Origin of the sequence: Escherichia sp. E14V7 (assembly GCF_004212225.1) — a bacterium.
GTDB lineage: Bacteria > Pseudomonadota > Gammaproteobacteria > Enterobacterales > Enterobacteriaceae > Escherichia.
Genome location: NZ_RHJJ01000013.1, coordinates 80,927 through 105,202, shown reverse-complemented (window position 1 = coordinate 105,202; position 24,276 = coordinate 80,927). Strand labels below are relative to the sequence as shown.

21 protein-coding genes are annotated in these 24,276 nt (G+C 50.2%); 9 read left to right on the top strand and 12 right to left on the bottom strand.

What is annotated here, in order from left to right; genetic code table 11:
* Window positions 1-289 precede the first annotated feature (289 nt).
* Window positions 290-634, top strand: coding sequence for a YejG family protein (locus D9741_RS14640; RefSeq protein ID WP_064526789.1), 345 nt, complete (start codon window positions 290-292; stop codon window positions 632-634).
* 3 nt (window positions 635-637) lie between these two features.
* Here the strand turns inward: D9741_RS14640 and yejF are convergent, their stop codons facing one another.
* The 10 genes from yejF to yeiP form a co-directional block, all read right to left on the bottom strand.
* Window positions 638-2,227 carry a microcin C ABC transporter ATP-binding protein YejF gene (gene yejF, locus D9741_RS14635; RefSeq protein WP_130217096.1) on the bottom strand — a complete coding sequence of 530 codons (1,590 nt, stop codon included), beginning with the start codon at window positions 2,225-2,227 and terminating at the stop codon, window positions 638-640.
* A gap of 1 nt (window position 2,228) precedes the next feature.
* Entirely contained in the window at window positions 2,229-3,254 is a 1,026-nt protein-coding gene (locus D9741_RS14630) for an ABC transporter permease (RefSeq protein ID WP_130217098.1), read from the bottom strand.
* Window positions 3,254-4,348 carry a microcin C ABC transporter permease YejB gene (locus tag D9741_RS14625; protein WP_130217100.1) on the bottom strand — a complete coding sequence of 365 codons (1,095 nt, stop codon included), beginning with the start codon at window positions 4,346-4,348 and terminating at the stop codon, window positions 3,254-3,256. Before D9741_RS14625 ends, D9741_RS14630 begins: the two co-directional genes overlap by 1 nt.
* Window positions 4,349-6,163: an extracellular solute-binding protein gene (locus D9741_RS14620; RefSeq protein WP_130217102.1), complete on the bottom strand. Its 1,815-nt coding sequence runs from the start codon at window positions 6,161-6,163 to the stop codon at window positions 4,349-4,351.
* 81 nt (window positions 6,164-6,244) lie between these two features.
* The gene (locus tag D9741_RS14615; protein WP_130207104.1) at window positions 6,245-7,801 is read right to left on the bottom strand and encodes a cyclic di-GMP phosphodiesterase; all 1,557 of its coding nucleotides are present in this window, start codon (window positions 7,799-7,801) and stop codon (window positions 6,245-6,247) included.
* Window positions 7,802-7,983: 182 nt separating this feature from the next.
* On the bottom strand, window positions 7,984-8,550 hold the full coding sequence (mepS, locus tag D9741_RS14610; protein WP_000241011.1) for a bifunctional murein DD-endopeptidase/murein LD-carboxypeptidase: 567 nt from the start codon (window positions 8,548-8,550) through the stop codon (window positions 7,984-7,986).
* Between the two features lie 421 nt (window positions 8,551-8,971).
* A complete protein-coding gene (lpxT, locus tag D9741_RS14605) occupies window positions 8,972-9,676 on the bottom strand; it encodes a Kdo(2)-lipid A phosphotransferase (RefSeq protein WP_130217104.1) in 705 nt (234 codons plus the stop codon).
* Between the two features lie 38 nt (window positions 9,677-9,714).
* Entirely contained in the window at window positions 9,715-10,701 is a 987-nt protein-coding gene (gene yeiR, locus D9741_RS14600; RefSeq protein WP_130217106.1) for a zinc-binding GTPase YeiR, read from the bottom strand.
* A gap of 118 nt (window positions 10,702-10,819) precedes the next feature.
* Window positions 10,820-12,286, bottom strand: coding sequence for a mannitol dehydrogenase family protein (locus D9741_RS14595; RefSeq protein ID WP_130217108.1), 1,467 nt, complete (start codon window positions 12,284-12,286; stop codon window positions 10,820-10,822).
* A 222-nt stretch (window positions 12,287-12,508) separates the two neighbouring features.
* On the bottom strand, window positions 12,509-13,081 hold the full coding sequence (gene yeiP, locus D9741_RS14590) for an elongation factor P-like protein YeiP (protein WP_001136827.1): 573 nt from the start codon (window positions 13,079-13,081) through the stop codon (window positions 12,509-12,511).
* 154 nt (window positions 13,082-13,235) lie between these two features.
* On the opposite strand from yeiP, the gene D9741_RS14585 reads away from it, so the two are divergent.
* The gene (locus D9741_RS14585; protein WP_064526801.1) at window positions 13,236-13,490 is read left to right on the top strand and encodes a YkgJ family cysteine cluster protein; all 255 of its coding nucleotides are present in this window, start codon (window positions 13,236-13,238) and stop codon (window positions 13,488-13,490) included.
* Here D9741_RS14585 and setB read toward each other — a convergent pair.
* A complete protein-coding gene (setB, locus tag D9741_RS14580) occupies window positions 13,487-14,668 on the bottom strand; it encodes a sugar efflux transporter SetB (protein WP_130217110.1) in 1,182 nt (393 codons plus the stop codon). The genes D9741_RS14585 and setB overlap by 4 nt on opposite strands.
* 367 nt (window positions 14,669-15,035) lie before the next feature.
* On the opposite strand from setB, the gene fruB reads away from it, so the two are divergent.
* The 6 genes from fruB to D9741_RS14550 all read left to right on the top strand — a co-directional run bounded on the left by fruB (window position 15,036) and on the right by D9741_RS14550 (window position 22,446).
* The gene (gene fruB / locus D9741_RS14575; RefSeq protein ID WP_130217112.1) at window positions 15,036-16,166 is read left to right on the top strand and encodes a fused PTS fructose transporter subunit IIA/HPr protein; all 1,131 of its coding nucleotides are present in this window, start codon (window positions 15,036-15,038) and stop codon (window positions 16,164-16,166) included.
* Window positions 16,166-17,104 (top strand): 1-phosphofructokinase, encoded by a 939-nt coding sequence (gene fruK / locus D9741_RS14570; protein WP_000091270.1) that lies wholly within the window; start codon window positions 16,166-16,168, stop codon window positions 17,102-17,104. The genes fruB and fruK overlap by 1 nt, the downstream gene beginning before the upstream one ends.
* A 16-nt stretch (window positions 17,105-17,120) precedes the next feature.
* Window positions 17,121-18,812 (top strand): PTS fructose transporter subunit IIBC, encoded by a 1,692-nt coding sequence (fruA, locus tag D9741_RS14565; RefSeq protein ID WP_130217114.1) that lies wholly within the window; start codon window positions 17,121-17,123, stop codon window positions 18,810-18,812.
* A gap of 422 nt (window positions 18,813-19,234) precedes the next feature.
* Window positions 19,235-20,176 (top strand): pseudouridine kinase, encoded by a 942-nt coding sequence (locus D9741_RS14560; protein WP_130217116.1) that lies wholly within the window; start codon window positions 19,235-19,237, stop codon window positions 20,174-20,176.
* The gene (gene psuG / locus D9741_RS14555) at window positions 20,164-21,102 is read left to right on the top strand and encodes a pseudouridine-5'-phosphate glycosidase (protein WP_130217118.1); all 939 of its coding nucleotides are present in this window, start codon (window positions 20,164-20,166) and stop codon (window positions 21,100-21,102) included. Before D9741_RS14560 ends, psuG begins: the two co-directional genes overlap by 13 nt.
* A 93-nt stretch (window positions 21,103-21,195) precedes the next feature.
* The gene (locus tag D9741_RS14550) at window positions 21,196-22,446 is read left to right on the top strand and encodes a NupC/NupG family nucleoside CNT transporter (RefSeq protein ID WP_130217120.1); all 1,251 of its coding nucleotides are present in this window, start codon (window positions 21,196-21,198) and stop codon (window positions 22,444-22,446) included.
* Window positions 22,447-22,504: 58 nt separating this feature from the next.
* On the opposite strand, the gene D9741_RS14545 is transcribed toward D9741_RS14550, so the two are convergent.
* Entirely contained in the window at window positions 22,505-23,203 is a 699-nt protein-coding gene (locus D9741_RS14545; protein WP_130217122.1) for a transcriptional regulator YeiL, read from the bottom strand.
* Between the two features lie 129 nt (window positions 23,204-23,332).
* Between D9741_RS14545 and rihB the strand changes: the two genes are divergently transcribed.
* A complete protein-coding gene (rihB, locus tag D9741_RS14540) occupies window positions 23,333-24,274 on the top strand; it encodes a ribosylpyrimidine nucleosidase (RefSeq protein ID WP_130217124.1) in 942 nt (313 codons plus the stop codon).
* Window positions 24,275-24,276 lie beyond the last annotated feature (2 nt).

The window sequence follows — 24,276 nt, the reverse complement described above, 5'->3', positions numbered from 1 at the left end:
CATGTCAACCGCAAATCTATCATTCCCCCGATATATGTTTATTTTATGTAAACTCAATTTATGTAAAAAGTCACATCATTGTAGTTAAAAAGGTTGAGTTAGATCGCAGAAACGGGTACATATAGCCCCGCAAACGTGACCACGCCCGCAGATATCATTTAAATCAGAACAATAGCGGCCACGCAGGCGAGGCATCAATCTTTACGATCTGTTGAAGGACAGATTGTTGATGATGTGTTAAAATTAATGTAAATAAATTGTGAAGTAAATGTGCTTCCGGGGAAAATAAGTGACTTCATTACAACTCTCAATCGTCCATCGACTGCCGCAGAACTATCGTTGGTCTGCTGGTTTCGCAGGTTCGAAAGTTGAACCGATTCCGCAAAATGGACAGTGCGGCGACAACAGCCTGGTGGCGCTTAAATTACTTAGCCCGGATGGCGATAACGCATGGTCGGTGATGTACAAACTAAGTCAGGCATTAAGCGATATTGAAGTTCCGTGCTCTGTTCTCGAGTGCGAAGGTGAGCCATGTCTGTTTGTGAATCGTCAGGACGAGTTTGCGGCGACGTGCCGACTGAAAAATTTTGGTGTGGCCATTGCCGAACCTTTCTCAAACTACAATCCATTTTAAGCGTCAGCTCAACGCCAGTAGCTGACGCGTATACTCCTGCTGCGGTGCGGCAAACACGCGCGCGCACGGTCCTTGTTCCACCACTTCTCCCTGTCGCAGCACGATAACCTGATGACATAACGCGCGGACAACGTGCAAATCATGGCTGATAAACAAATAGGCCAGTTGATGCTTTTGTTGCAATGATTTCAATAGCGTCAATATTTGCGCCTGTACCGTTTTGTCGAGCGATGATGTTGGTTCATCAAGAATGATCAGCGAAGGCTTAAGAATCAATGCCCTGGCAATCGCAATACGTTGCCGCTGACCACCCGAGAACTCCGCCGGATAACGGTGGCGCGTTTCAGGATCTAACCCCACTTCATGCATCACGGCTATCACTTGTTCTTCGCGTTGTGCGGCAGAAAGCGTCGGCTGGTGAACCCGTAAGCCTTCCTCAATAATCTGCAAAACGTTGAGTCGTGGGTTGAGCGAGGAGTTTGGATCCTGAAATACCACCTGAATGCGATGACGAATAGGTAACAGCTGGCGGCGATTTAAATTTTGCAATGGCTGACCGTCAAAGACGATGCTGCCCTGAGAGTTAATCAACCGCAGCAGCGCCAGCCCCGTTGTGCTTTTGCCGGAACCGGACTCGCCCACTAAACCCAGCGTTTCACCCGCCCGTAGCGTAAAACTGACGCTTTTCACCACCACATTATGATCGACGACGCGCTTCAGGAGCCCTTTGCGAATGGGGAAGGCGACCTGAAGCTGTTCAACATCAAGCAACGTTGAGGCCGGTTCTGGCAACGGCACCGGGTCGCCTGACGGTTCGCTGTTGAGTAGCTTTTGCGTATAAGGATGTTCAGGGGAGGCAAAGAGCGTAACGGCGTTATTTTGCTCCACACAGCGACCGTTTTGCATTACCGCCACACGGTGGGCCAGTTTTCTGACAATGCTGAGGTTATGAGTAATAAACAGCATGCCCATATTCAGCTCGCCTTGCAGTTCGCGCAAAAGCTGCAAAATCTGCGCCTGGACAGAGACGTCCAGTGCGGTGGTTGGTTCATCGGCAATTAATAATTCCGGTCGCGTTAACAGCGCCATCGCAATCATCACCCGCTGGCGTTCGCCGCCGGAGAGCTGATGCGGGTAATCTGTCAGCCGTTTTGCCGCCTGACGGATACCGACGCGATCAAGGCAGTTAAGAATTTCGCCACGAGCCGCCTCCCGACGCATTCCTCGGTGGAGTGAAAGCACTTCATAAAGCTGTTTTTCCAGTGTATGCAATGGATTTAATGACACCATCGGCTCCTGGAAAATCATGGCAATCTTATTTCCCCGCACGCCACGTAATGTTTGCTCATTGGCATGAAGCAGCGATTCTCCATGAAAACGGATATCGCCAGAGAGATATTCAACCGGCGGGGAAGGGAGCAGACGTAAAATTGACAGCGCGGTAACGCTTTTGCCAGAACCTGACTCACCCACCAGCGCCAGCGTTTCGCCAGCCTCAATCTGTAGTGAAACATCATTCACTACGGTACGAACAGTTTGCTGATGGCGAAAACCCACCGACAAATTTTCAATCGCTAACAGAGTTTGCGTCATGCTACACCGCCTTATTAGGATCAAATGCGTCGCGGACGGCTTCACCAATAAAGATCAGCAAAGACAACAATATCGCCACCGACAAGAAGGCAGTGATCCCAAGCCACGGAGCCTGAAGGTTATTTTTCCCTTGTAGCAGCAGTTCGCCGAGTGATGGTGAACCGAGCGGCAGACCGAAGCCGAGGAAATCGAGCGAGGTCAGGGTGGTTATCGAACTACATAAAATAAACGGTAAAAAGGTGAGGGTCGCGACCATGGCATTAGGCAACATATGACGCAGGATAATACTGCGATCGCTGACGCCAAGCGCCTGCGCCGCGCGGATGTAGTCGAAATTACGGGTACGTAAAAACTCCGCCCGCACCACGCCGACCAGACTCATCCAGCCAAACAAGACAGTAATTGCCAGCAGCCACCAGAAGTTAGGCTGTACGACGCTGGAAAGCAGAATAATCAAAAACAGCGTCGGCATCCCCGACCATACTTCAATAAAGCGTTGCCCCCAGAGATCGACTTTACCGCCGTAATAGCCTTGTAGCGCCCCCGCCAGCACGCCCATCACGCTGGAACAGAGAGTCAGCATCAGGCCAAACAGAACCGAGATCCGCGTGCCATACAGAATGCGTGCCAGCACATCGCCACCGTTGGCATCCGTTCCCAGCCAGTTTTGCCGGGAAGGTGGGGAGGGGAAGGGCTTGTCGGTGGAAAAGTTGATACTGGTAGCGCCAAAGCGAATCGGCGCCCACAGTACCCAGCCTTTATCTTCCAGCCGTTGTTTCAGCCACGGGTCCTGATAATCAGCCTGACTTGCCAGCGGGCCGCCAAAATCACTCTCACTGTAGTTTTTCAGCAACGGGAAATACCAGCTGCCGTCATAACGTACCAGCAATGGCTTATCGTTGGCGATCAGTTCAGAACACAAACTCAAACCAAACAAGATGAGGAAAATCCATAACGACCAGTAGCCGCGGCGATTATGACGAAAACGCGCCCAACGGGCCTGATTGACGGGGCTGAGTCGCGACATTAGCGTCCCTCAAAATCAATACGAGGATCGACCAGCGTATAGCTGATGTCGCTGACAATATTCAGCAGCAGGCCAATCAGGGTGAAAATGTACAGGGTGCCAAACATCACCGGATAATCGCGCGAGACGGTCGCTTCGTAGCCCAGTAAACCGAGGCCATTGAGCGAAAACATCACCTCAATCAGCAGTGAGCCGGTGAAAAACATGCTGATAAAAGTCGCCGGAAAACCGGCAATCACCAGCAGCATGGCGTTGCGGAACACATGTTTCCAGAGAATATTTTTCTCACTTACCCCTTTCGCACGCGCGGTCACCACGTATTGCTTACGCACTTCATCAAGGAATGAGTTTTTTGTCAGCATGGTCAGCGCCGCAAAACCGCCAATCACTGTAGCCAGCACCGGCAGCGTGATATGCCACAGATAATCGGTGATTTTCTGATACCACGGCAGCAAATCAAAGTTAGCGGAAACCAGGCCGCGTAGAGGGAACAGGTCGAAATAGCTGCCGCCCGCGAAGAAGACAATCAGCAGGATGGCGAACAAAAAGGCTGGAATGGCGTAGCCGATGATGATAAATGCGCTACTCCAGACGTCAAAGCGGCTGCCGTTATAAACGGCTTTGCGAATACCCAGCGGAATCGACACCAGATAGATAATCAGCGTGCTCCACAATCCGAGGGTGATGGAAACAGGCAGACTGTCTTTAATCAGCGTCAGCACCGAAGCGCTGCGAAACAGGCTGTCGCCAAAATCAAAGCGAATGTAGTCCCAAAGCATTTTGAAATAACGTTCGTGGATCGGCTTATCGAAACCGTAGCGATGGGTGATCTCAGCGATCACTTCTGGATCTAACCCGCGTCCGCCACGGTAATTACTGTCGCTGATATTGCCGACGCCCGTTTGCGCATGGCTGGCACGAACGCCTTCGCCGCCTGCGCCGGGTAATACTCCGGCATGACCAAACTCAATGGCGGCGATGGCCTGGTCGACGGGACCGCCAGGCGCAATTTGCACGATGAAAAAGTTGATGGTGATAATCGCCCATAATGTTGGGATCACCAGCAACAGACGGCGAATCAGGTAAGCGCCCATCTACTCTCCCTGTTTGCTGGCGGACGGCAGTTTGGCCGCTTTATTGACGTCATACCACCAGGTATCGATACCGAGGCTATAGATGGGGCGCACGGCCGGCTGGGAGAATTTATCCCACCAGGCGAGACGGTCTTCCGCCATGTACCACATCGGCAACATGTAATAATTCCACGTTAATACGCGATCCAGGGCGCGCCCCAGAGGCAGTAATTTTTCCTTATTTCCCTGGGCGGCAATAATTTGGTTAATTAGCGAGTCGATAACCGGGCTTTGCACGCCGGGGGCATTATAAGTGGAGTTGATATATTCCGATGACCAGGAAATCTGTAAATCGGAACTGGGCCACGGCATCGCCCGCCACACGCGCGGCATCATGTCATAGTCGCGGCTGCGCATTCGGTTGGTGATTTGCGAGTTATCCACTTTGCGAATGTCCATGTTGATACCCAGCCGTTGCAGGCTATGTTGGAACGGCAATACCCACTGACTATTGCTGCTTGCAGGAAGCAATAATTCAAAGCTGAGTGGCTGGCCTGTGGTGGCATTAACGCGTTGCTGACCTTTCAGCACCCAGCCTGCATCGTTGAGAAGTTTGTCGGCTTTTAACAGGTTGTCACGGTCGTAGCCATCGCCTTTGGACACTGGTGGCTGGTAGATTTGCGTGAACACTTCTGGCGGTAGATCTTTTTTCATTGGCGCCAAAAGCACCAGCTCAGCGGCGTCGGGGTAATTTCTGGCCGCGTATTCGGTATTCTGAAAATAACTGTTCGTGCGACTCCAGGAATTGTAAAACAACGCCTTATTCATCCATTCAAAGTCAAAGGCGAGGGTGATGGCTTCCCGGACCCGGCGATCGCTGAATACCGGTCGTTGAATATTAAACGCCAGCCAGCGCGTATCCTGGGCTGATTCGTTCTTTTGCTCATCTTTGATAATGTATTTTTTATCGAAATTCTTACCGGTATAGCGCGTGGCCCAGTTTTTGGCGTCGTTTTCCATGCGTAAATCAAAGGCGCCAGCTTTAAACGCTTCGAAGGCAACATTATCGTCGAGATAATAATCGTAGCGAATGGTATCGAAATTCCAGCGACCACGATTTACCGGTAAATCGGCCGCCCAGTAATCTTTCACGCGGGAATAGACAATATTTTGCCCCATTTTCCAGGACGTAATGCGGTACGGACCACTGGCAAGCGGAGGCGTAGAGAGCGGGTCGCTAAGTTTATGATCCTTCCAGTACTTTTCTGGAAATACCGGCAGCGAAAACAGACTCAGCATATCTTCTTTGCCTGGTTTGGCTAATTCAATACGCACGGTTAATGGCGCTATGGCTTTGACCGTAGTGCCTTTGTATACCAGGCGAAACTGTGGCACGCCCTCGGTCATAAATTTTTGAAAAGTAAACTCAACGTCGCGTGCGGTAATCGGCGAACCATCATGAAAACGGGCGCGCGGATTGATAGCGACTTCTACCCAGGAATAATCGTCAGCATAGCGTGCGCTTTCGGCAATCAGCGGATAATAACTGCCGGGTTCGTCATCGGAAGTGGTAAATAGCGTGTCGTACAGTTGCTCGGTGCGTGCGCCGGGGTTTCCGCGTAGTGCATAGCGGTTAAAATTATCGAAGGTACCAATGGAGGATAACGTTATTTGCCCGCCCTTCGGCGCAGCGGGATTCACATAATCAAAATGGTTGAAATTAAAAGCATACCGGGGTTCTCCCAGCACCGCAAAGGCATAGCTTTCCTTGATAGCTTGCGCCTGCGCACCGAAGGTGAACAGGGTGATAAACAGCAGCAGTATGCGCACAATCATCTGCAACGGATTTCCTTTTACTCATCATTAGCCGCAATCCGGCATGCTTCAACTATGAATAATAAGGGACACAAGCACACCTTACCACTGCGGCGTATGCGGTTTCTCCAGCCAGCGGACAAAATCATCTATCGGTAAGGGGCGGCTAATCCAATAGCCTTGCAGGAAATTAACACCGCGCTCACGTAGCCAGCGCGCCTGTTCCGGTGTTTCGACACCTTCAGCAACCGTCAGCATATTGAGACGTTTCGCCAGCGTGAGCACCGCGTCAAGCACCGGAGATGTGACCGTTTCCGTACCTATAGCATTGATAAATCCACGGTCAATTTTCAGATACTCGAGCGTGAAGCGTTCCAGATAGATAAGCGCGCTGTGTCCGGTGCCGAAGTCATCAATAGCAATTTCCACGCCGACAGAGTGCAGCCAGGCGAACAGTTTCGTGGCTTCATGCTCTTTCAGCATATCGCGTTCGGTTATCTCCAGTACAATCTGGAAATGGTGCGCGGGTAGGGAGGCGAGCAGCCGATGTATATCCGCTTTAAAGCTCTCGCTGTGCAGATGTTCCGGTGCGATATTAATGCCAAACTTTATGCCCACCGGCAGTACGTTTTGTAATTCAGCCGCATCACGGGCTATAAGCTCAAACAGATGCTGGGTTAGCGGCACGATCATCTTTTGCGATTCGGCATATTGAATGAAGGCATCCGGCGGGATTTCACCTGCAACAGGGTGACGCCAGCGTAGCAGCACTTCCAGGCCCGTGACCCGCAGCGTTGGTGTATCAACCACCGGCTGATACACCAGGTAAAATTGCTCACGTTTGATGGCAGCCATAATTTCTCTGCCAGGGCGCATACGCACACTCATCAGGTAATAGCAGAGCAGGCCAACGACAGTTCCACTCATACCGCCCAGTAAAAACGCATACCACACATCGTTCCATGTCCAGTCATCAGCATAAAGACGCACAGTCAGCGGAATGCCTGTTATTTTGGTTTCGCGTACTGGTTTGCCGGATAACTCACGGACGTTCATCAAATGCGACGAAAATGTCGAAAGCACGGTATCGCCAATAATGAGTGCGATTCCGTCGAAATCTTGCTGACGAGAGCTATAGAGAAGATATGGCGTCAGGTGCAGGTTTAATGCTGCAAAAACGCCGCTATTTTTCAATAAAGGGTTGCGATACCAGATGACGATAGCGGGTTTGTTGGGCACCATTGGCGTGCCAGGCAACATCGCCATATCGACGTCTTTGTTAATATCGAGCGCCGGGATCAACTCATTGAGCGGTATATCCATCTCCCCCGTCGCTGATGAACAAAAGCTCTTTTTATCTTTCACCAGCACAAATGTGCGAACATTCATGCTAAACGCCGCGCGGGCAGTTAGTTCAGGGTTAGCCTGCTGACAGGTATCTAAGGTGAGCGGCTGTAGGCGGTCAGTGGTTAATTTCAGGTCGGCGAAGTAGGTATCGAGATACTTTTGTACGTCGGTAATCAGTGTATCGTATTTGACTTCGTGTTTATGCCAGGCAACCAAAAACTGAAGACAGCTGACCAGTATTGCAATCATCACGCCCGCAATAATGCAGGTAAGCAGGATCTTACGTCCGGAAGAGGGAGCGCGTATGAACATGGTTCCGTTAATATTCCCGAGATTACGACAACGCTGAAGTGGAAGAGAATGACGGGACTATAGCCTGGTTCAAGGCACGGAAACATCATTTTCTATGATGAATGAAAACAAAAAAGCACTGCTTAAGCAGTGCCTTCAGTTAACTCGTCAGGATAGCCAAGGGATTGCATCCAAACGGTTTATTAGCTGCGGCTAAGAACCCGACGTGCTTCGTTGTAACGCTTTTTCCAGTACGGCTCATTCATGCTGGAAATAATAACACCACTGCTGGTGGAAGCATGAACGAACTGATTGTTGCCGATATAAATACCGACATGGCGTCCAGTTGAACCGGCACGGAACAGAACTAAGTCACCTGTACGTAAATTACTACGGGAAACTGACTTGCCCATTTCCTGCTGTTCATAAGTTGAACGAGGAAGTTCTAAGCCAAATTGTTCGCGGAATGTACGCTGTACGAAACCAGAACAATCGATACCTTTTTTCGTGCTGCCACCCAGACGATAACGTACGCCTTTCCAGTCAGCATACTGATCCATAATTCGCGATTTTACGTCGACATTACGAACCAGATTTTCAAATTCATCCTGAGAAGCTTGCAGTGATGATGTTTCACTACCCACTGCACGTGTCTCAGGATGCATATTCTTTGCGGTGTTATTTGCACTACATGCAGAAAGCAGAACCGCTACTGCAATCGCGGGAATCCCGCGCAAGATATATCTCAAAATCGGTTGAGATTTGACCATGTTGTTTGTTTTCCCTTGAAGTCCTTAACGACAAATATCGTTATAAAAAAATGCCAAGCGACACGAGACTAATTACCTGGGCACGTTGAAACAATTCCTTAAGGCCAAATCTGTGGACTAACGCACAAAATTATATGCTGTGAGGATAATCTACCGCCGAGGCAAAACGTGTTCGAGATTACCCGATTGACGCGGTCTTGGCGAGCGGTTTTACATGATTTTTTATAAGAAAAAGTGATACAGAAAGTTAATAAACGGGATTGGTCAATTAAAGTACTATTGTCTAAAAGATGCGCAATCCATTCATTTGCTTAGAGAATGATCATTTCACTTAATGAACGAGAGCAAAGTCGCACATCATCAGGATTATCCCTACTATGAAAATAAACCTGATGATGTTAATTACTGTGAGTTATTTGTTTTATGAATGTTTATTTTTTCCAGGCAGTGATTTGTCAAAAAAGGCGATTAATTGATCACTTAAAGGTGTCATTAGCCACCAGGGCAACCCAATCAATATCACCGTCATGGAACCGACAATGATATCGGTAAACCAATGTGCGCCAATCATCACTCTGGGAAATGCAAAAACCACAAATATAATAAGGGCGATTACTCCTGCGACTTTTCCGAAATATCGCCACATAAAAGCGGAAAAAATAAGCAGCATCATGCCATGATCGCCGGGAAAACTATCTCGTGAGGCATCTTTCGTTGGAACAGATAGCAGTTCGCTGACGCGGTTAATATCTGTAAAGGTCAATGTCGGACTGGCCCGTTTTACCGGAATAAATGCCTGGCCCAACTGGTTTAATACCACTGCGGTTAACAGCATGACCAGACCAATAATCACAATACGCCGTCTGCCGGGTGCGTTTTCTTTCAGCCAGAAACTCAGCATCAGTATTCCCATCGCCAGCAGTGAACAACCGTCGAAGGCGCGATTATTAGTCAACGCAACCAGCCATAAAAAAGTCTTGCTTTCGACCAGTTTCTGATTAAAAAAATAAAAAATATCCGCGTCAATCGGCAACCAGAATCCATGATTGACGGGAATGTACCAGGAAAGAAACAGCGCGAGGCCGACAATATTTAACAGCACTATTTGCGGCAAATTTTTGATCATATTTTCTCTAATTATCTTACTGAAAAACGCAGGCAACCTTACGCGTTGGTCGCTAAACGAAGCTTCAACAGCGCGCTCTGTAAGGCATTCCAGTCAGTTTCGTTGCTGGAAATCAGCTCAATGCGGCTATCTGGTGGTGCAACGTTTTGCGTTTCAATGTGCAGGTCATCGCCCTGACGGTTGATGCGCACAAGACCTTCTGGTATCCGCATCACGCCTTTTACGCGTCCGACCGGCGCAAGTCGCGCCCATTCCAGAATGCCAATGGTGTCGAACACGGTATCAGCGTCGAATATCCAACCGCAGGCCTGGTGTCCTTGTCCGCTATTCAGACTGCGACGCCAGCGTTGATGCTCTGGCAGGCTTAATGCCGCTAATCCTTTTTTCTCGTTATGTTGATGCGAATGGGCAGCGCTGGCGGGCAACTCAGTTAAATTTCGACGAGGTAAATCCAGAAGATGACCTTCAATTTGCCCATGATCGCTGTGAATTAATTGCCGTTCGCCACCGTTTTGTTGCCACCAGCGTTGTAACGCTTGCTCGCTTTCTGGCGTAGCACGGTCGGATTTATTGGCGACAATGATGTCTGCGGCAGCCAGTTGATCACGGAAGTTTTCATTACCGACGCTTTTTTCGTCCAGCAGCAGGCGCGGATCGAGAATGCACAACGTGGCGCGCAGATCGATCCACGGTTCATAGACCGGCGCGGTTAACAGATCGAGGATCTGTTTCGGATGACCCAGTCCGGTCGGCTCTATCAGCAAGCGGTCTGGTTTTCCCTGGCGCAGTAAGGTATTCAACCCTACCTGCATGGGTAACCCATTAACGCAGCACATGCAGCCGCCGGGGATCTCTTTCAGCAATGCGCCGCTATCGGCGAGCAAAGCACCATCAATTCCGACTTCCCCAAATTCATTAACCAGAACCGCCCATTTTTCGTTGGGATTTTTGTGGGCTAGCAGATGAAGAATAGAGGTTGTTTTCCCGCTGCCGAGAAAACCGGTGATGAGGTTGGTCCTGGTCACAACGGCTCCGCAATAATCAGATGAGTTAACTGTGCGTTAATCCTGGCTAAAAAAGGCGGAAAAGAGAAGAGAGCGGGCGGACTAAGCGATGCTCCATCCGCTTTAACCGCAGAAATCGTTAAATTTTGAGGGTGTTTAATAGCGCCTGATGCGCGCCGAACTGCGCGATTTGTTGCCAGGCTTGTTCGATGGCCTGCACAAAATGCGGGTTATCTGGTAGGTCATCACCGAATACTTCACGCAAAGAAAGCAGGGCGGTGACGCGTTGTTCACTGCTACTGCCCGCAACGAGGTTGTGAATTTTATCGTAAAGCGGATCGCGGACATCGATAGCTTTTCCGGCATCATCTACGCCGCTCACATAGCGCATCCAACCTGCGACGCCTAATGCCAGTAACGGCCAGTTTGTTTCGCGAGCCAGATGGATGCGAATCCCTGCCAACATGCGTTGCGGTAATTTTTGACTGCCATCCATCGCGATTTGCCAGGTCTTATGTTTCAGCGCTGGATTGGCAAAACGTTCAATTAACGTATCCGCATAGTATGTTAAATCGACATCTTTAATCCGTAGCGTTGGCGCTTGCTCATCCAACATTAATGTTCTGGCGGCATGGCGAAATGCGCGGTCCTGCATGCAATCACTAATATGGGCGAATCCAGCCAGGTAGCCCAGATAAGCGAGAAAAGAGTGGCTGCCATTAAGCATGCGCAGTTTCATCTCTTCCCACGGCAGGACATCATCCACCATTTGTACACCTGCGATTTCCCAGGCTGGGCGCCCTGCGACGAAGTTATCTTCCACCACCCACTGGATAAACGGCTCGCAGCTAATTGCACAGGGATCATTCACGCCCAGATATTGGCTAATTTCTGCCAGTGATTCTTCCGTTGCTGCCGGGACAATGCGGTCGACCATGGTTCCCGGAAAGCTGACGTGTTCTTTTATCCACTCGGCAAGTTCTGGAGAGCGTTTTTCAGCCATCCCCAGCACCGCATTTTTCACCACATGACCATTGTTGGGAATATTATCGCAGGAAAGTACGGTAAACGGCGCAAGGCCACGTTCACGACGGCGTTTCAGCGCTTCGACAAGAATGCCTGGCGCGGAGTGAGGTTCTTCCGGGCTTTGTAAGTCATGAATAATCCGCGAATTATTGGTATCAAGCGCCCCGGTGGCCGGGTCGATACAATAACCTTTTTCGGTAATGGTCAGGGACACAATTGCCACCTGCGGTTCGCAAAACTTCTCAATAATCGCCGCTAAGGAATCCAGTTTTGCATTCAGGCATTCATGAACGGCCCCGACAATAATCGCCTGATTGCCGTCTGCGCCTTTCTCCAACACGGTATATAAATGATCCTGTTCGCGAAGTTGGCTCATTAGCCGATCGCCGCTGAACAAACTGATTTCACAGATCCCCCAATCGCTGCTCTGGGCATTCAGCACACGGTCGGTCAGTAACGCCTGATGTGCGCGGTGAAAGGCTCCAAAGCCAAAATGAACGATACGGGATTTCAATTGCTGGCGATCGTAACGTGGAGTGTGAATGTGAGGCGGGAACGTAGTGGAGGCAATTGTGTTCATAGAAGTCACGTCTTAGTAACGATTGATTAACAACGCTAGTGTAAAGTTATATGACAGCAATTGAAATTGGTCTGGATTGTTAATGCGATGAAGTGTGAGGACGATCAATTTACAAGTGAATATTGCAGGCGAAAGGTGTTCAGGAAGCGCAAAATGAAGGATTGGTATAATAAATTAAAAAAGGGACAGTCTGAGCTGTCCCTTTTCTGAATGTGGCTGAAGTTAGTCAGCACGCCCCATATAACGGCGTTCTTCGATATGGATACGAATTTTTTCGCCCGGGCTTAAGTATTCTGGTACCTGAATCACCAGGCCGGTGCTCAAGGTCGCCGGTTTGTTACGGGCACTGGCAGAAGCGCCTTTGATGCCAGGAGCGGTTTCAACGATTTCCAGATCAACGGTCTGCGGCAGTTCAAGCGCCAGCAGTTGACCGTCCCAGGTCAGAACCTGCATGTCTGGCATGCCGCCTTCCGGCATAAACAGCAGTTCTTCTTCAATCTGATCTTTGGTGAAGGTATACGGGGTATAGTCTTCTTTATCCATAAAGACATATTCGTTGCCATCGACGTAGGAGAAGTCAACGTAGCGGCGGGTCAGCGTCACGGTATCAACGATATCATCGCCTTTAAAGCGTTCTTCCACTTTCAGCCCGGTACGGACGTCTGAAAAACGCATTTTGTACAGCGTAGCGGCACCGCGGGCGGTAGGCGACTGAATATCAATGTCCTTAACCAGCAGCAGTTTGCCGTTGTAATTCAGTACCATACCTTTTTTAATTTCGTTCGCTCTTGGCATCGAAAAATTCCTGTTGTCGAAAATGTCAAAAATATCGCGACAAACTACTCGCGACGGGCCTTTCAGGCAAGTGGTATTCGCACTTTTGCTGGTGCCAAAAAGGTGGTAATGTGCGCGCTCCTCAATCCGGTGGTTAACCTTAAGAGAACAACGTATGGAATGCCGTCCGGGTTGCGGGGCGTGTTGCACCGCCCCCTCAATCTCCAGTCCTATTCCCGGTATGCCAGATGGCAAGCCCGCCAATACGCCCTGCATTCAGCTTGATGAACAGCAACGCTGTAAAATTTTCACATCTCCACTACGGCCGAAAGTTTGCGCAGGCTTGCAGGCCAGTGCTGAAATGTGCGGTAACACGCGTCAGCAGGCCATGACCTGGCTTATCGATCTGGAAATGCTGACCGCGCCTTAAACATCTTTAATCCGCAGTAAGCAAAACAGAGTGGCGATAATCATCACCATCGCAAACCAGAACACAGCGTGATAATTCCAGATCTCGGCGACGATGCCCGCCACTGATCCTGCGATGATCCAGCCCACGCGCGAAGTGTTGGTATAGAGCGTGGTGGCTGAACCTGCCTGACCGGGCATCAAATCCTGAAAATAGAGCATCCCGATGCCGCCCAGAATGCCAATAAAAATAGCATTTAGCAGCTGCAAGCCCAACAGAATGACAGGTGAATGCGCCATCAGCATTCCTGCGTAAAAACAGACGCCACCCACGGCAGCAACGCGCATTAAGAAACGCTTACCCAGACGTTTGGCGAAATATCCGGCAATCAACATCGTCGGGATTTCCAGCCCGGCGGCGGTTCCCATCATCACACCTGCCAGTTTCTCGGGAAGATGCAGTTCGTTGATAATAAATAGCGGCATGTTGATGATGTACAGGCTGTTCGAGCCCCACATCAATGTACAAATGACAAACAGCAACAGCGTATCGCGACGGTTACGGCGCGGCGCTTCAACCGTGCCGGTCGCCAGCGGAAACTCTTTTTGCACCGACGGTAAAAACAACCACACCATCACGCCGCAGACAATAAACGCCACCGCCGCGCTGAGATACATTACCGTAAAGCTGAATCCCATCGCTAAGGCATACGCCAGCGGCGGGCCAATGACCCACGCTAACGATACCTGAGCGCGTAAAAAAGAGCTGAACATCACCGCTTCACGCCCGGTTTTGTCGGCATGTTCACGAGCAAGAGCAAACATTTGCGGGTTGGCGGTAGAACCAAAACTGCTTAAAAAAACGCCGACGAATAACAAAACAAAGTAGTTGCGATTCCAGGCAAAAAGGGTACAGGCCAGCATGCCTAACAGGCAGCAAAAGACAATCAGTGATTTACGATCGCCGCGTTTATCAGAGCGTCCGGCGAGAAACTGACTGACCAGAATTCCGATAACGGCGCTGCCGGTAAAGAAGAATCCCACCATCGCCGGGCGCGCGTGCACTTCATCAGTGAGGAAAATACTTAGCGTCGGGGTTTGCAGGGCGCCTGCAATACCGGTGAGAAAGGCAACAATTAAAAACGCCGCTGACGTCAGGTCAAACGATTTCGCGCTGGAAACTGCGGGGGAGTTATGCATGCTGGTCGATCAGTGAAAGATGAAGACGCGGAGTTTACGCTGCCTGTCAGAAAATAAACAGTCAGTGAAATCAAACTCGCCACGAATAATCAAAATGGCATTTCACTCTTGCTGATCCTCAGCTGACGCCGTCGAAATGCTAATGCTGATGGCTAATTTCACTGTCAGCATTTCAGATTTTTGGCAAAAAAATGTGCAGCACATCAAACTTTTGGACATAATTTAGCGGCTTCCCTTGCGTGCTGAAGAAGAAGTATTATTCTTCATTGAAACGTTTCAGCGCGATCTTGTCTTTAATCCTAAGCCAGGTTGGCGCTTTTTTTCTCATAGAAGCTGAATCGTTTCAATTCAGCAAGAGAGGAGAACTATGTTCCAGTTATCCGTACAGGACATCCATCCGGGCGAGAAGGCCGGAGACAAAGAAGAGGCTATTCGCAAGGTCGCCGCGGCGCTGGTGCAAGCCGGTAATGTAGCGGAAGGCTACGTCAATGGCATGCTGGCACGCGAACAGCAAACCTCAACCTTTCTCGGCAACGGGATTGCTATTCCACACGGTACTACCGACACCCGCGATCAGGTGCTGAAAACCGGCGTTCAGGTATTTCAGTTCCCGGAAGGCATTACCTGGGGTGAAGGTCAAGTTGCGTACGTGGCTATCGGTATTGCCGCCAGCTCCGATGAACATCTGGGCTTGCTGCGCCAACTAACCCATGTACTGAGCGATGATTCCGTTGCTGAACAACTGAAGTCAGCAACAACAGCAGAAGAACTTCGCGCATTGCTGATGGGCGAAAAGCAGAGTGAGCAGCTGAAGCTCGACAACGAAATGCTGACGCTGGATATCGTCGCCAGCGATCTGCTGACTCTTCAGGCGCTGAACGCTGCGCGTCTGAAAGAAGCGGGCGCAGTTGACGCTACCTTCGTCACCAAAGCCATCAACGAGCAGCCATTAAATCTCGGGCAAGGCATCTGGCTGAGCGATAGCGCCGAAGGTAATCTGCGTAGCGCGATTGCGGTAAGCCGTGCGGCAAATGCTTTTGATGTGGACGGCGAAACGGCTGCCATGCTGGTGAGTGTGGCGATGAATGACGATCAGCCCGTCGCGGTTCTTAAGCGTCTCGCCGATTTGCTGCTCGACAATAAAGCTGACCGCTTGCTGAAAGCAGATGCGGCAACGCTGCTGGCACTGCTGACCAGCGATGATGCGCCGACCGACGACGTGTTAAGCGCGGAGTTTGTGGTGCGCAATGAACACGGCCTGCATGCCCGTCCAGGCACCATGTTGGTCAATACCATTAAACAATTTAACAGTGATATTACCGTGACAAACCTTGATGGCACCGGCAAACCGGCAAACGGACGTAGTCTGATGAAAGTTGTAGCACTTGGCGTTAAGAAAGGTCATCGCCTACGCTTTACCGCCCAGGGACCAGATGCTGAACAGGCGCTGAACGCCATTGGCGACGCCATCGCCGCAGGTCTTGGGGAGGGCGCGTAATGAGCAGACGTGTTGCTACGATCACCCTTAATCCGGCTTATGACCTTGTTGGTTTCTGCCCGGAAATTGAACGCGGCGAAGTGAACCTGGTAAAAACCACCGGTCTGCATGCGGCGGGTAAAGGTATCAACGTTGCCAAAGTTCTGAAAGATCTGGGGATTGATGTCACTGTTGGCGGCTTCCTCGGTAAAGATAACCAGGATGGGTTTCAGCAATTGTTCAGCGAGCTGGGCATTGCAAACCGTTTCCAGGTTGTACAGGGGCGCACCCGTATTAATGTCAAGTTGACGGAAAAAGACGGCGAAGTGACCGACCTCAACTTCTCGGGTTTTGAAGTCACTCCAGCCGACTGGGAACGTTTTGTGACGGATTCTCTGAGCTGGCTTGGTCAGTTCGATATGGTCTGTGTTAGCGGCAGTTTACCATCAGGCGTCAGCCCGGAAGCCTTCACCGACTGGATGACTCGCCTGCGTAGTCAGTGTCCTTGCATTATCTTTGATAGTAGTCGTGAAGCGTTAGTGGCAGGTTTGAAAGCGGCACCGTGGCTGGTGAAACCTAACCGCCGCGAGCTGGAAATCTGGGCTGGCCGTAAACTGCCTGAAATGAAAGATGTGATTGAAGCTGCGCATGCGCTGCGTGAACAAGGTATCGCGCATGTCGTTATTTCACTGGGTGCCGAAGGCGCGCTTTGGGTTAATGCCTCCGGCGAATGGATCGCCAAACCACCGTCAGTCGATGTCGTAAGCACCGTTGGCGCAGGGGATTCTATGGTTGGTGGCCTGATTTATGGCTTGCTGATGCGTGAATCCAGTGAACACACTCTGCGTCTGGCGACAGCTGTTGCTGCCCTGGCGGTAAGTCAAAGCAATGTGGGTATTACCGATCGTCCGCAGTTGGCCGCAATGATGGCGCGCGTCGACTTACAACCTTTTAACTGACAGCAGGAGAGGCATAATGAAAACGCTGCTGATTATTGACGCTAATCTCGGTCAGGCACGCGCCTATATGGCGAAGACCCTGCTGGGCGCGGCGGCGCGAAAAGCAAAACTGGAAATCATCGATAATCCGAACGACGCCGAAATGGCGATTGTTCTCGGTGATTCCATCCCGAATGACAGCGCGCTGAACGGTAAAAATGTCTGGCTGGGCGATATTTCCCGGGCAGTTGCGCACCCTGAGCTGTTCCTGAGTGAAGCCAAAGGCCATGCGAAACCTTACACTGCGCCGGTCGCTACGACAGCACCGGTTGTTGCGAGTGGTCCGAAACGCGTAGTTGCGGTGACTGCTTGCCCGACCGGGGTGGCGCACACTTTTATGGCGGCAGAATCCATTGAAACCGAAGCGAAAAAACGTGGCTGGTGGGTGAAAGTTGAAACTCGTGGCTCTGTAGGCGCGGGTAATGCCATCACCCCTGAAGAAGTGGCTGCGGCGGATCTGGTGATTGTGGCGGCAGATATTGAAGTCGATCTGGCGAAATTTGCTGGTAAACCGATGTATCGCACCTCTACCGGTCTGGCGCTGAAGAAAACCGCGCAGGAACTGGATAAAGCCGTTGCTGAAGCGACGCCTTACGAACCAGCAGGCAAAGCTCAAACGGCGGCGACTGAAGGCAAGAAAGAGAGTGCAGGCGCGTATCGTCACTTGCTGACGGGCGTTTCCTACATGTTGCCGATGGTGGTTGCTGGCGGTCTGTGTATCGCGCTTTCTTTTGCTTTTGGTATCGAAGCGTTTAAAGAGCCGGGTACGTTGGCAGCGGCGCTGATGCAGATTGGGGGCGGTTCAGCCTTTGCGCTGATGGTGCCGGTACTGGCAGGTTATATTGCCTTCTCTATTGCCGACCGTCCGGGCCTCACGCCTGGCCTGATTGGCGGTATGCTGGCGGTCAGCACTGGTTCTGGTTTCATTGGCGGTATTATTGCGGGCTTCCTGGCTGGTTACATTGCGAAGTTAATCAGTACGCAATTGAAACTGCCGCAGAGTATGGAGGCGCTGAAACCGATCCTGATCATTCCGCTGATTTCCAGTCTGGTGGTTGGTCTGGCGATGATCTACCTGATCGGTAAACCGGTTGCTGGCATCCTCGAAGCTCTGACTCACTGGCTGCAAACGATGGGGACCGCGAATGCGGTTCTGCTGGGGGCGATCCTCGGTGGCATGATGTGTACTGATATGGGCGGCCCGGTTAACAAAGCGGCATACGCGTTCGGTGTGGGTCTGCTGAGTACCCAAACCTATGGCCCAATGGCAGCGATTATGGCGGCAGGTATGGTGCCACCTCTGGCAATGGGGCTGGCAACGATGGTGGCGCGTCGCAAATTCGACAAAGCGCAGCAGGAAGGCGGCAAAGCAGCTCTGGTACTGGGACTGTGCTTTATTTCGGAAGGTGCAATTCCGTTTGCTGCTCGTGATCCGATGCGCGTGCTGCCGTGCTGTATCGTTGGTGGGGCGCTGACTGGCGCAATCTCAATGGCGATTGGTGCGAAACTGATGGCACCGCACGGTGGTCTGTTTGTTCTGCTGATCCCTGGCGCTATTACGCCGGTACTGGGTTACCTGGTAGCAATTATTGCCGGTACGCTGGTGGCGGGTTTGGCTTATGCCTTCCTGAAACGTCCGGAAGTGGACGCGGTAGCGAAAGCCGCATAATAAAACGTGAACAACAGGGCAGAAATTTCCTGCCCTGTATCATTTGATGATCGCAAGGTGATTGACAAGTTCTTGAAGGTAACTATATGAATTTATATGGTTTATCTTTAAGTGAAAACCTGAAATCTTCATCGAACATCAACGTTATTTCCTCAAGGGCAGATTAATTTCTGCCCTTTTTTATTGTTCCTGTTCTGTGCATCCCATCACAAATTCCTCGTTTTTTTAATCCATGCATTTAATAGCGTTTTGTGAGCCTGTTCAAATCTGCCCATTTTGCCCATCTGGCGGCAATTTACTTTAAGTAAAACATGCATACTATGAGCACATGTTTAAATATGAACACATGTTTAAACGTTATTGGCAGTACCTATATTCTTGTGGATTGACAGAGTTGGTAATTTTTTACCAGGGGACGTGCTATGCGCGAAAAGGAATATGTCGTAATTATAGGTTCGGCGAATATTGATGTCGCCGGATATTCACATGAATCATTAAATTATGCGGATTCAAATCCAGGGAAAATAAAATTTACTCCTGGTGGAGTAGGGCGCAATATCGCGCAAAATCTGGCGTTGCTGGGGAACAAAGTCTGGCTACTTAGCGCTGTAGGCAGTGATTTTTATGGCCAATCGCTCCTGACGCAAACCAATCAATCCGGTGTTTATGTCGAGAAATGCCTGATTGTGCCAGGGGAAAATACGTCGAGCTATTTATCATTGCTCGATAATACCGGTGAAATGCTGGTTGCTATAAATGACATGAATATTAGTAACTGTATTTCTGCGGAATATCTCGCACAGCACCGTGAATTTATCCAGGGAGCAAAGGTCATTGTCGCTGACTGTAATATCAGTGAAGAGGCGTTGGTCTGGATTCTGGATAATGCCGCCGACGTACCTGTATTTGTCGATCCGGTTTCGGCCTGGAAATGTGTCAAAGTGCGCGATCGGCTAAGTCAGATCCACACCCTGAAGCCAAACCGTCTTGAAGCGGAAACCCTGAGCGGGATTGCGCTGTCAGGGCGTGAAGATGTCGCAAAAGTTGCCGCCTGGTTCCATCAACATGGCCTGAACCGCCTGGTACTGAGTATGGGCGGAGACGGTGTTTACTACAGTGAAATCGGCGGTGAAAACGGCTGGTCTGCACCGATTAAAACCAATGTCATTAATGTTACCGGAGCGGGCGATGCCATGATGGCAGGTCTTGCTTCGTGTTGGGTCGACGGAATGCCGTTTGCCGAATCTGTTCGTTTTGCACAGGGATGTTCGTCAATGGCGCTCTCCTGTGAATACACCAATAACCCAAATTTATCGATTGCCAACGTTATATCGTTAGTGGAGAACGCAGAATGTCTGAATTAAACATTTCCCCTGAATTATTACAAATTTCCCCGGAAGTTCAGGATGCTTTAAAAAGCAAAAAACCAGTTGTTGCGCTGGAATCGACCATTATCTCTCACGGTATGCCGTTTCCACAAAATGCCCAGACGGCAATTGAAGTAGAAGAAACTATTCGTAAACAGGGCGCTGTACCTGCCACTATCGCCATTATTGGTGGCGTGATGAAAGTGGGGTTAAGCAAAGAAGAAATTGAATTGCTGGGTCGTGAAGGACATAACGTAACCAAAGTTAGCCGTCGCGATTTACCTTTTGTTGTTGCGGCTGGGAAAAATGGCGCAACCACCGTTGCTTCAACGATGATTATTGCGGCGCTTGCCGGAATTAAAGTATTTGCCACCGGTGGTATTGGCGGTGTGCATCGCGGGGCGGAACATACCTTCGATATTTCTGCCGATTTGCAAGAACTGGCGCACACCAATGTCACCGTAGTGTGTGCCGGAGCAAAATCTATTCTCGATTTAGGCTTAACTACCGAATATTTAGAAACTTTCGGTGTACCGCTAATTGGCTATCAGACCAAAGCGCTGCCTGCGTTTTTCTGCCGCACCAGCCCGTTTGACGTCAGCATTCGTCTCGACAGTGCCACAGAAATTGCCCGTGCGATGGCGGTGAAATGGCAAAGCGGGCTGAACGGTGGCCTCGTGGTAGCGAACCCGATCCCGGAACAGTTTGCTATGCCGGAACACACTATCAATGCGGCGATCGATCAGGCGGTAGCTGAAGCTGAAGCGCAGGGCGTTATTGGTAAAGAAAGTACGCCGTTCTTGCTGGCGCGCGTTGCTGAACTGACCGGCGGTGACAGCCTGAAATCCAACATCCAGCTGGTGTTCAACAACGCCATTCTGGCGAGTGAAATTGCCAAAGAATACCAGCGTCTCGCGGGTTAATTTCTGACGGGCAGAAAGCCGTCGCCCGTACTGATCATACATACCGAAACCTGGCGCTGACGCCGGGTTTACTGGCATGAAGGGAAAATCATTATGGATATAATGAGAAGTGTTGTGGGGATGGTGGTGTTACTGGCAATAGCATTTGTGTTGTCGGTGAATAAAAAGAGCATCAGTTTGCGCACGGTTGGAGCCGCGCTGCTGCTGCAAATCGCTATTGGTGGCATCATGCTCTATTTTCCGCCGGGAAAATGGGCAGTAGAACAGGCGGCATTAGGCGTTCATAAAGTGATGTCTTACAGTGATGCCGGTAGCGCCTTCATTTTTGGTTCGCTGGTTGGGCCGAAAATGGATGTTCTCTTTGATGGCGCAGGCTTTATCTTCGCCTTTCGCGTACTTCCGGCGATTATCTTCGTTACCGCGCTCATTAGCCTGCTTTATTACATTGGCGTGATGGGGCTGCTGATTCGCATTCTTGGCAGTATTTTCCAGAAAGCCCTTAACATCAGCAAAATCGAATCTTTTGTTGCGGTTACCACTATTTTCCTCGGGCAAAACGAGATCCCGGCGATCGTAAAACCGTTTATCGATCGTATGAATCGCAACGAGCTGTTTACCGCAATTTGTAGCGGGATGGCGTCCATTGCTGGTTCGATGATGATTGGTTATGCCGGAATGGGCGTGCCGATTGACTACCTGTTAGCGGCATCGCTGATGGCTATCCCCGGCGGTATTTTGTTTGCGCGTATTCTTAGCCCGGCAACCGAGCCTTCGCAGGTGACATTTGAAAACCTGTCATTCAGCGAAACGCCGCCAAAAAGCTTTATCGAAGCGGCGGCGAGCGGTGCGATGACCGGGCTGAAAATCGCCGCTGGTGTGGCGACGGTGGTAATGGCGTTTGTCGCAATTATTGCGCTGATCAACGGCATTATCGGCGGAATTGGCGGCTGGTTTGGTTTCGCCAATGCTTCTCTGGAAAGTATTTTTGGCTATGTGCTGGCGCCACTGGCGTGGATCATGGGGGTAGACTGGAGCGATGCCAACCTTGCGGGTAGTCTGATTGGGCAGAAACTGGCGATAAACGAATTTGTTGCTTACCTGAGTTTCTCACCGTATCTGCAAACGGGTGGCACGCTGGAAGTGAAAACCGTGGCAATTATCTCCTTTGCGCTGTGTGGTTTTGCTAACTTTGGTTCTATTGGCGTTGTCGTTGGGGCGTTTTCGGCTATTTCGCCAAAACGTGCTCCGGAAATCGCCCAGCTTGGTTTACGGGCGCTGGCAGCAGCGACGCTTTCCAACCTGATGAGTGCGACTATTGCCGGGTTCTTTCTTGGGCTGGCGTAATGCTCGATTTGTAGTCCGGATAAGACGTATCCGGCAATCGCACTATTGCCAATAATTTTTACTGCATCATCCCGGAGAATTTATTCTCCGGGTCCATTTCCAGCGCCAATCCTAACAGCTGTTTTCTGTTTTTAATTAAATACCCTTTCTGACTTTTAATTAATAAACCGTCGTGAATGAATTGCGCGAGAACATATAACAGGTGCCGATAAGAAACACCCAAATACTCTGCCGCTTGTGTGTGTTTTTCGTGATAAAGATCACCTTCTTGCGAGAGTAATATAAATGCTGCCAGGCGATTCACTAACGGAAATGATTGGTTCTGCGTTAGCGATACAATATTACGATAATTTTTATGACTTAAGGTGACGCAGAGTTTTCGTAAAAATAGCGTGTCGTTTAATAACAGCGGACGGTAATGTTTCATGGGGAGCGCAATACACCAACACTCTTCAATAGCCTGTACCGCACGCGGTTCATGATCTTTATCGATTAACTCAATCTCGCCAATAAAACAGGGCGCGGCAAAGAAATCAATCAGCGACACGCGACCATTAGCTAGCGTGGCGTAAAGTCTGGCACGGCCTCGCGTCAGGTAAAACAGCCAGGACGGCTGTTGCCCTTCCTGCACAATGTAGTCACGCGCTAAAAAATGAAACAGCCGCGTATCGGCTGAAACATCCGTTGAAAAGCAATCCTTAAACGCGGATTCACTCATCAATTGCTGCTTAAGATCATTATTGTGGATTTCTTTCACGATGTTTATCCGCTATGAGATTTCTCATATTTAGCATACGTACGCTGTTGTTAAGATTCAATCATCGGCCCGGTCGAATTTTCTTTGCTGTAGAAAAAATAACGCAACTGGAAACAGAGGAAATAAACAATGGAAAAGAGAAAAATTATTCTGGATTGTGATCCGGGTCATGATGATGCTATTGCCATAATGATGGCTGCGAAACATCCGGCGATTGATTTATTAGGTATCACTATTGTGGCGGGTAATCAGACGCTTGATAAAACATTAATTAATGGCCTGAATGTTTGCCAGAAACTGGAGATTAATGTTCCGGTTTATGCGGGGATGCCGCAGCCCATTATGCGTCAACAAATTGTTGCCGATAATATTCACGGTGAAACCGGACTGGATGGCCCGGTATTCGAGCCGCTAACCCGTAAAGCTGAAAGCACCCATGCGGTGAAATATATCATCGATACCCTGATGGCAAGCGATGGCGATATCACTCTTGTGCCGGTTGGTCCGTTGTCAAACATCGCGGTGGCAATGCGCATGCAACCCGCAATCCTGCCCAAAATCCGTGAAATTGTACTGATGGGCGGCGCTTATGGTACTGGCAACTTTACGCCATCTGCCGAGTTCAACATCTTTGCTGACCCGGAAGCCGCACGCGTGGTGTTCACCTCCGGCGTTCCGTTGGTGATGATGGGCCTCGATCTCACCAACCAGACCGTTTGCACCCCTGACGTGATTGCACGGATGGAAAGGGCAGGCGGCCCTGCCGGGGAGCTGTTCAGCGACATCATGAACTTCACTCTCAAAACCCAGTTCGAAAACTACGGTCTGGCTGGCGGCCCGGTGCATGACGCCACCTGCATCGGTTATCTGATTAACCCTGATGGCATTAAAACCCAGGAGATGTACGTCGAAGTGGACGTCAACAGTGGCCCTTGCTATGGGCGTACCGTCTGCGACGAGCTGGGCGTTCTTGGCAAGCCCGCCAATACCAAAGTCGGCATCACTATTGATACCGACTGGTTCTGGGGATTAGTCGAAGAGTGCGTTCGCGGCTACATCAAAACCCATTAAGT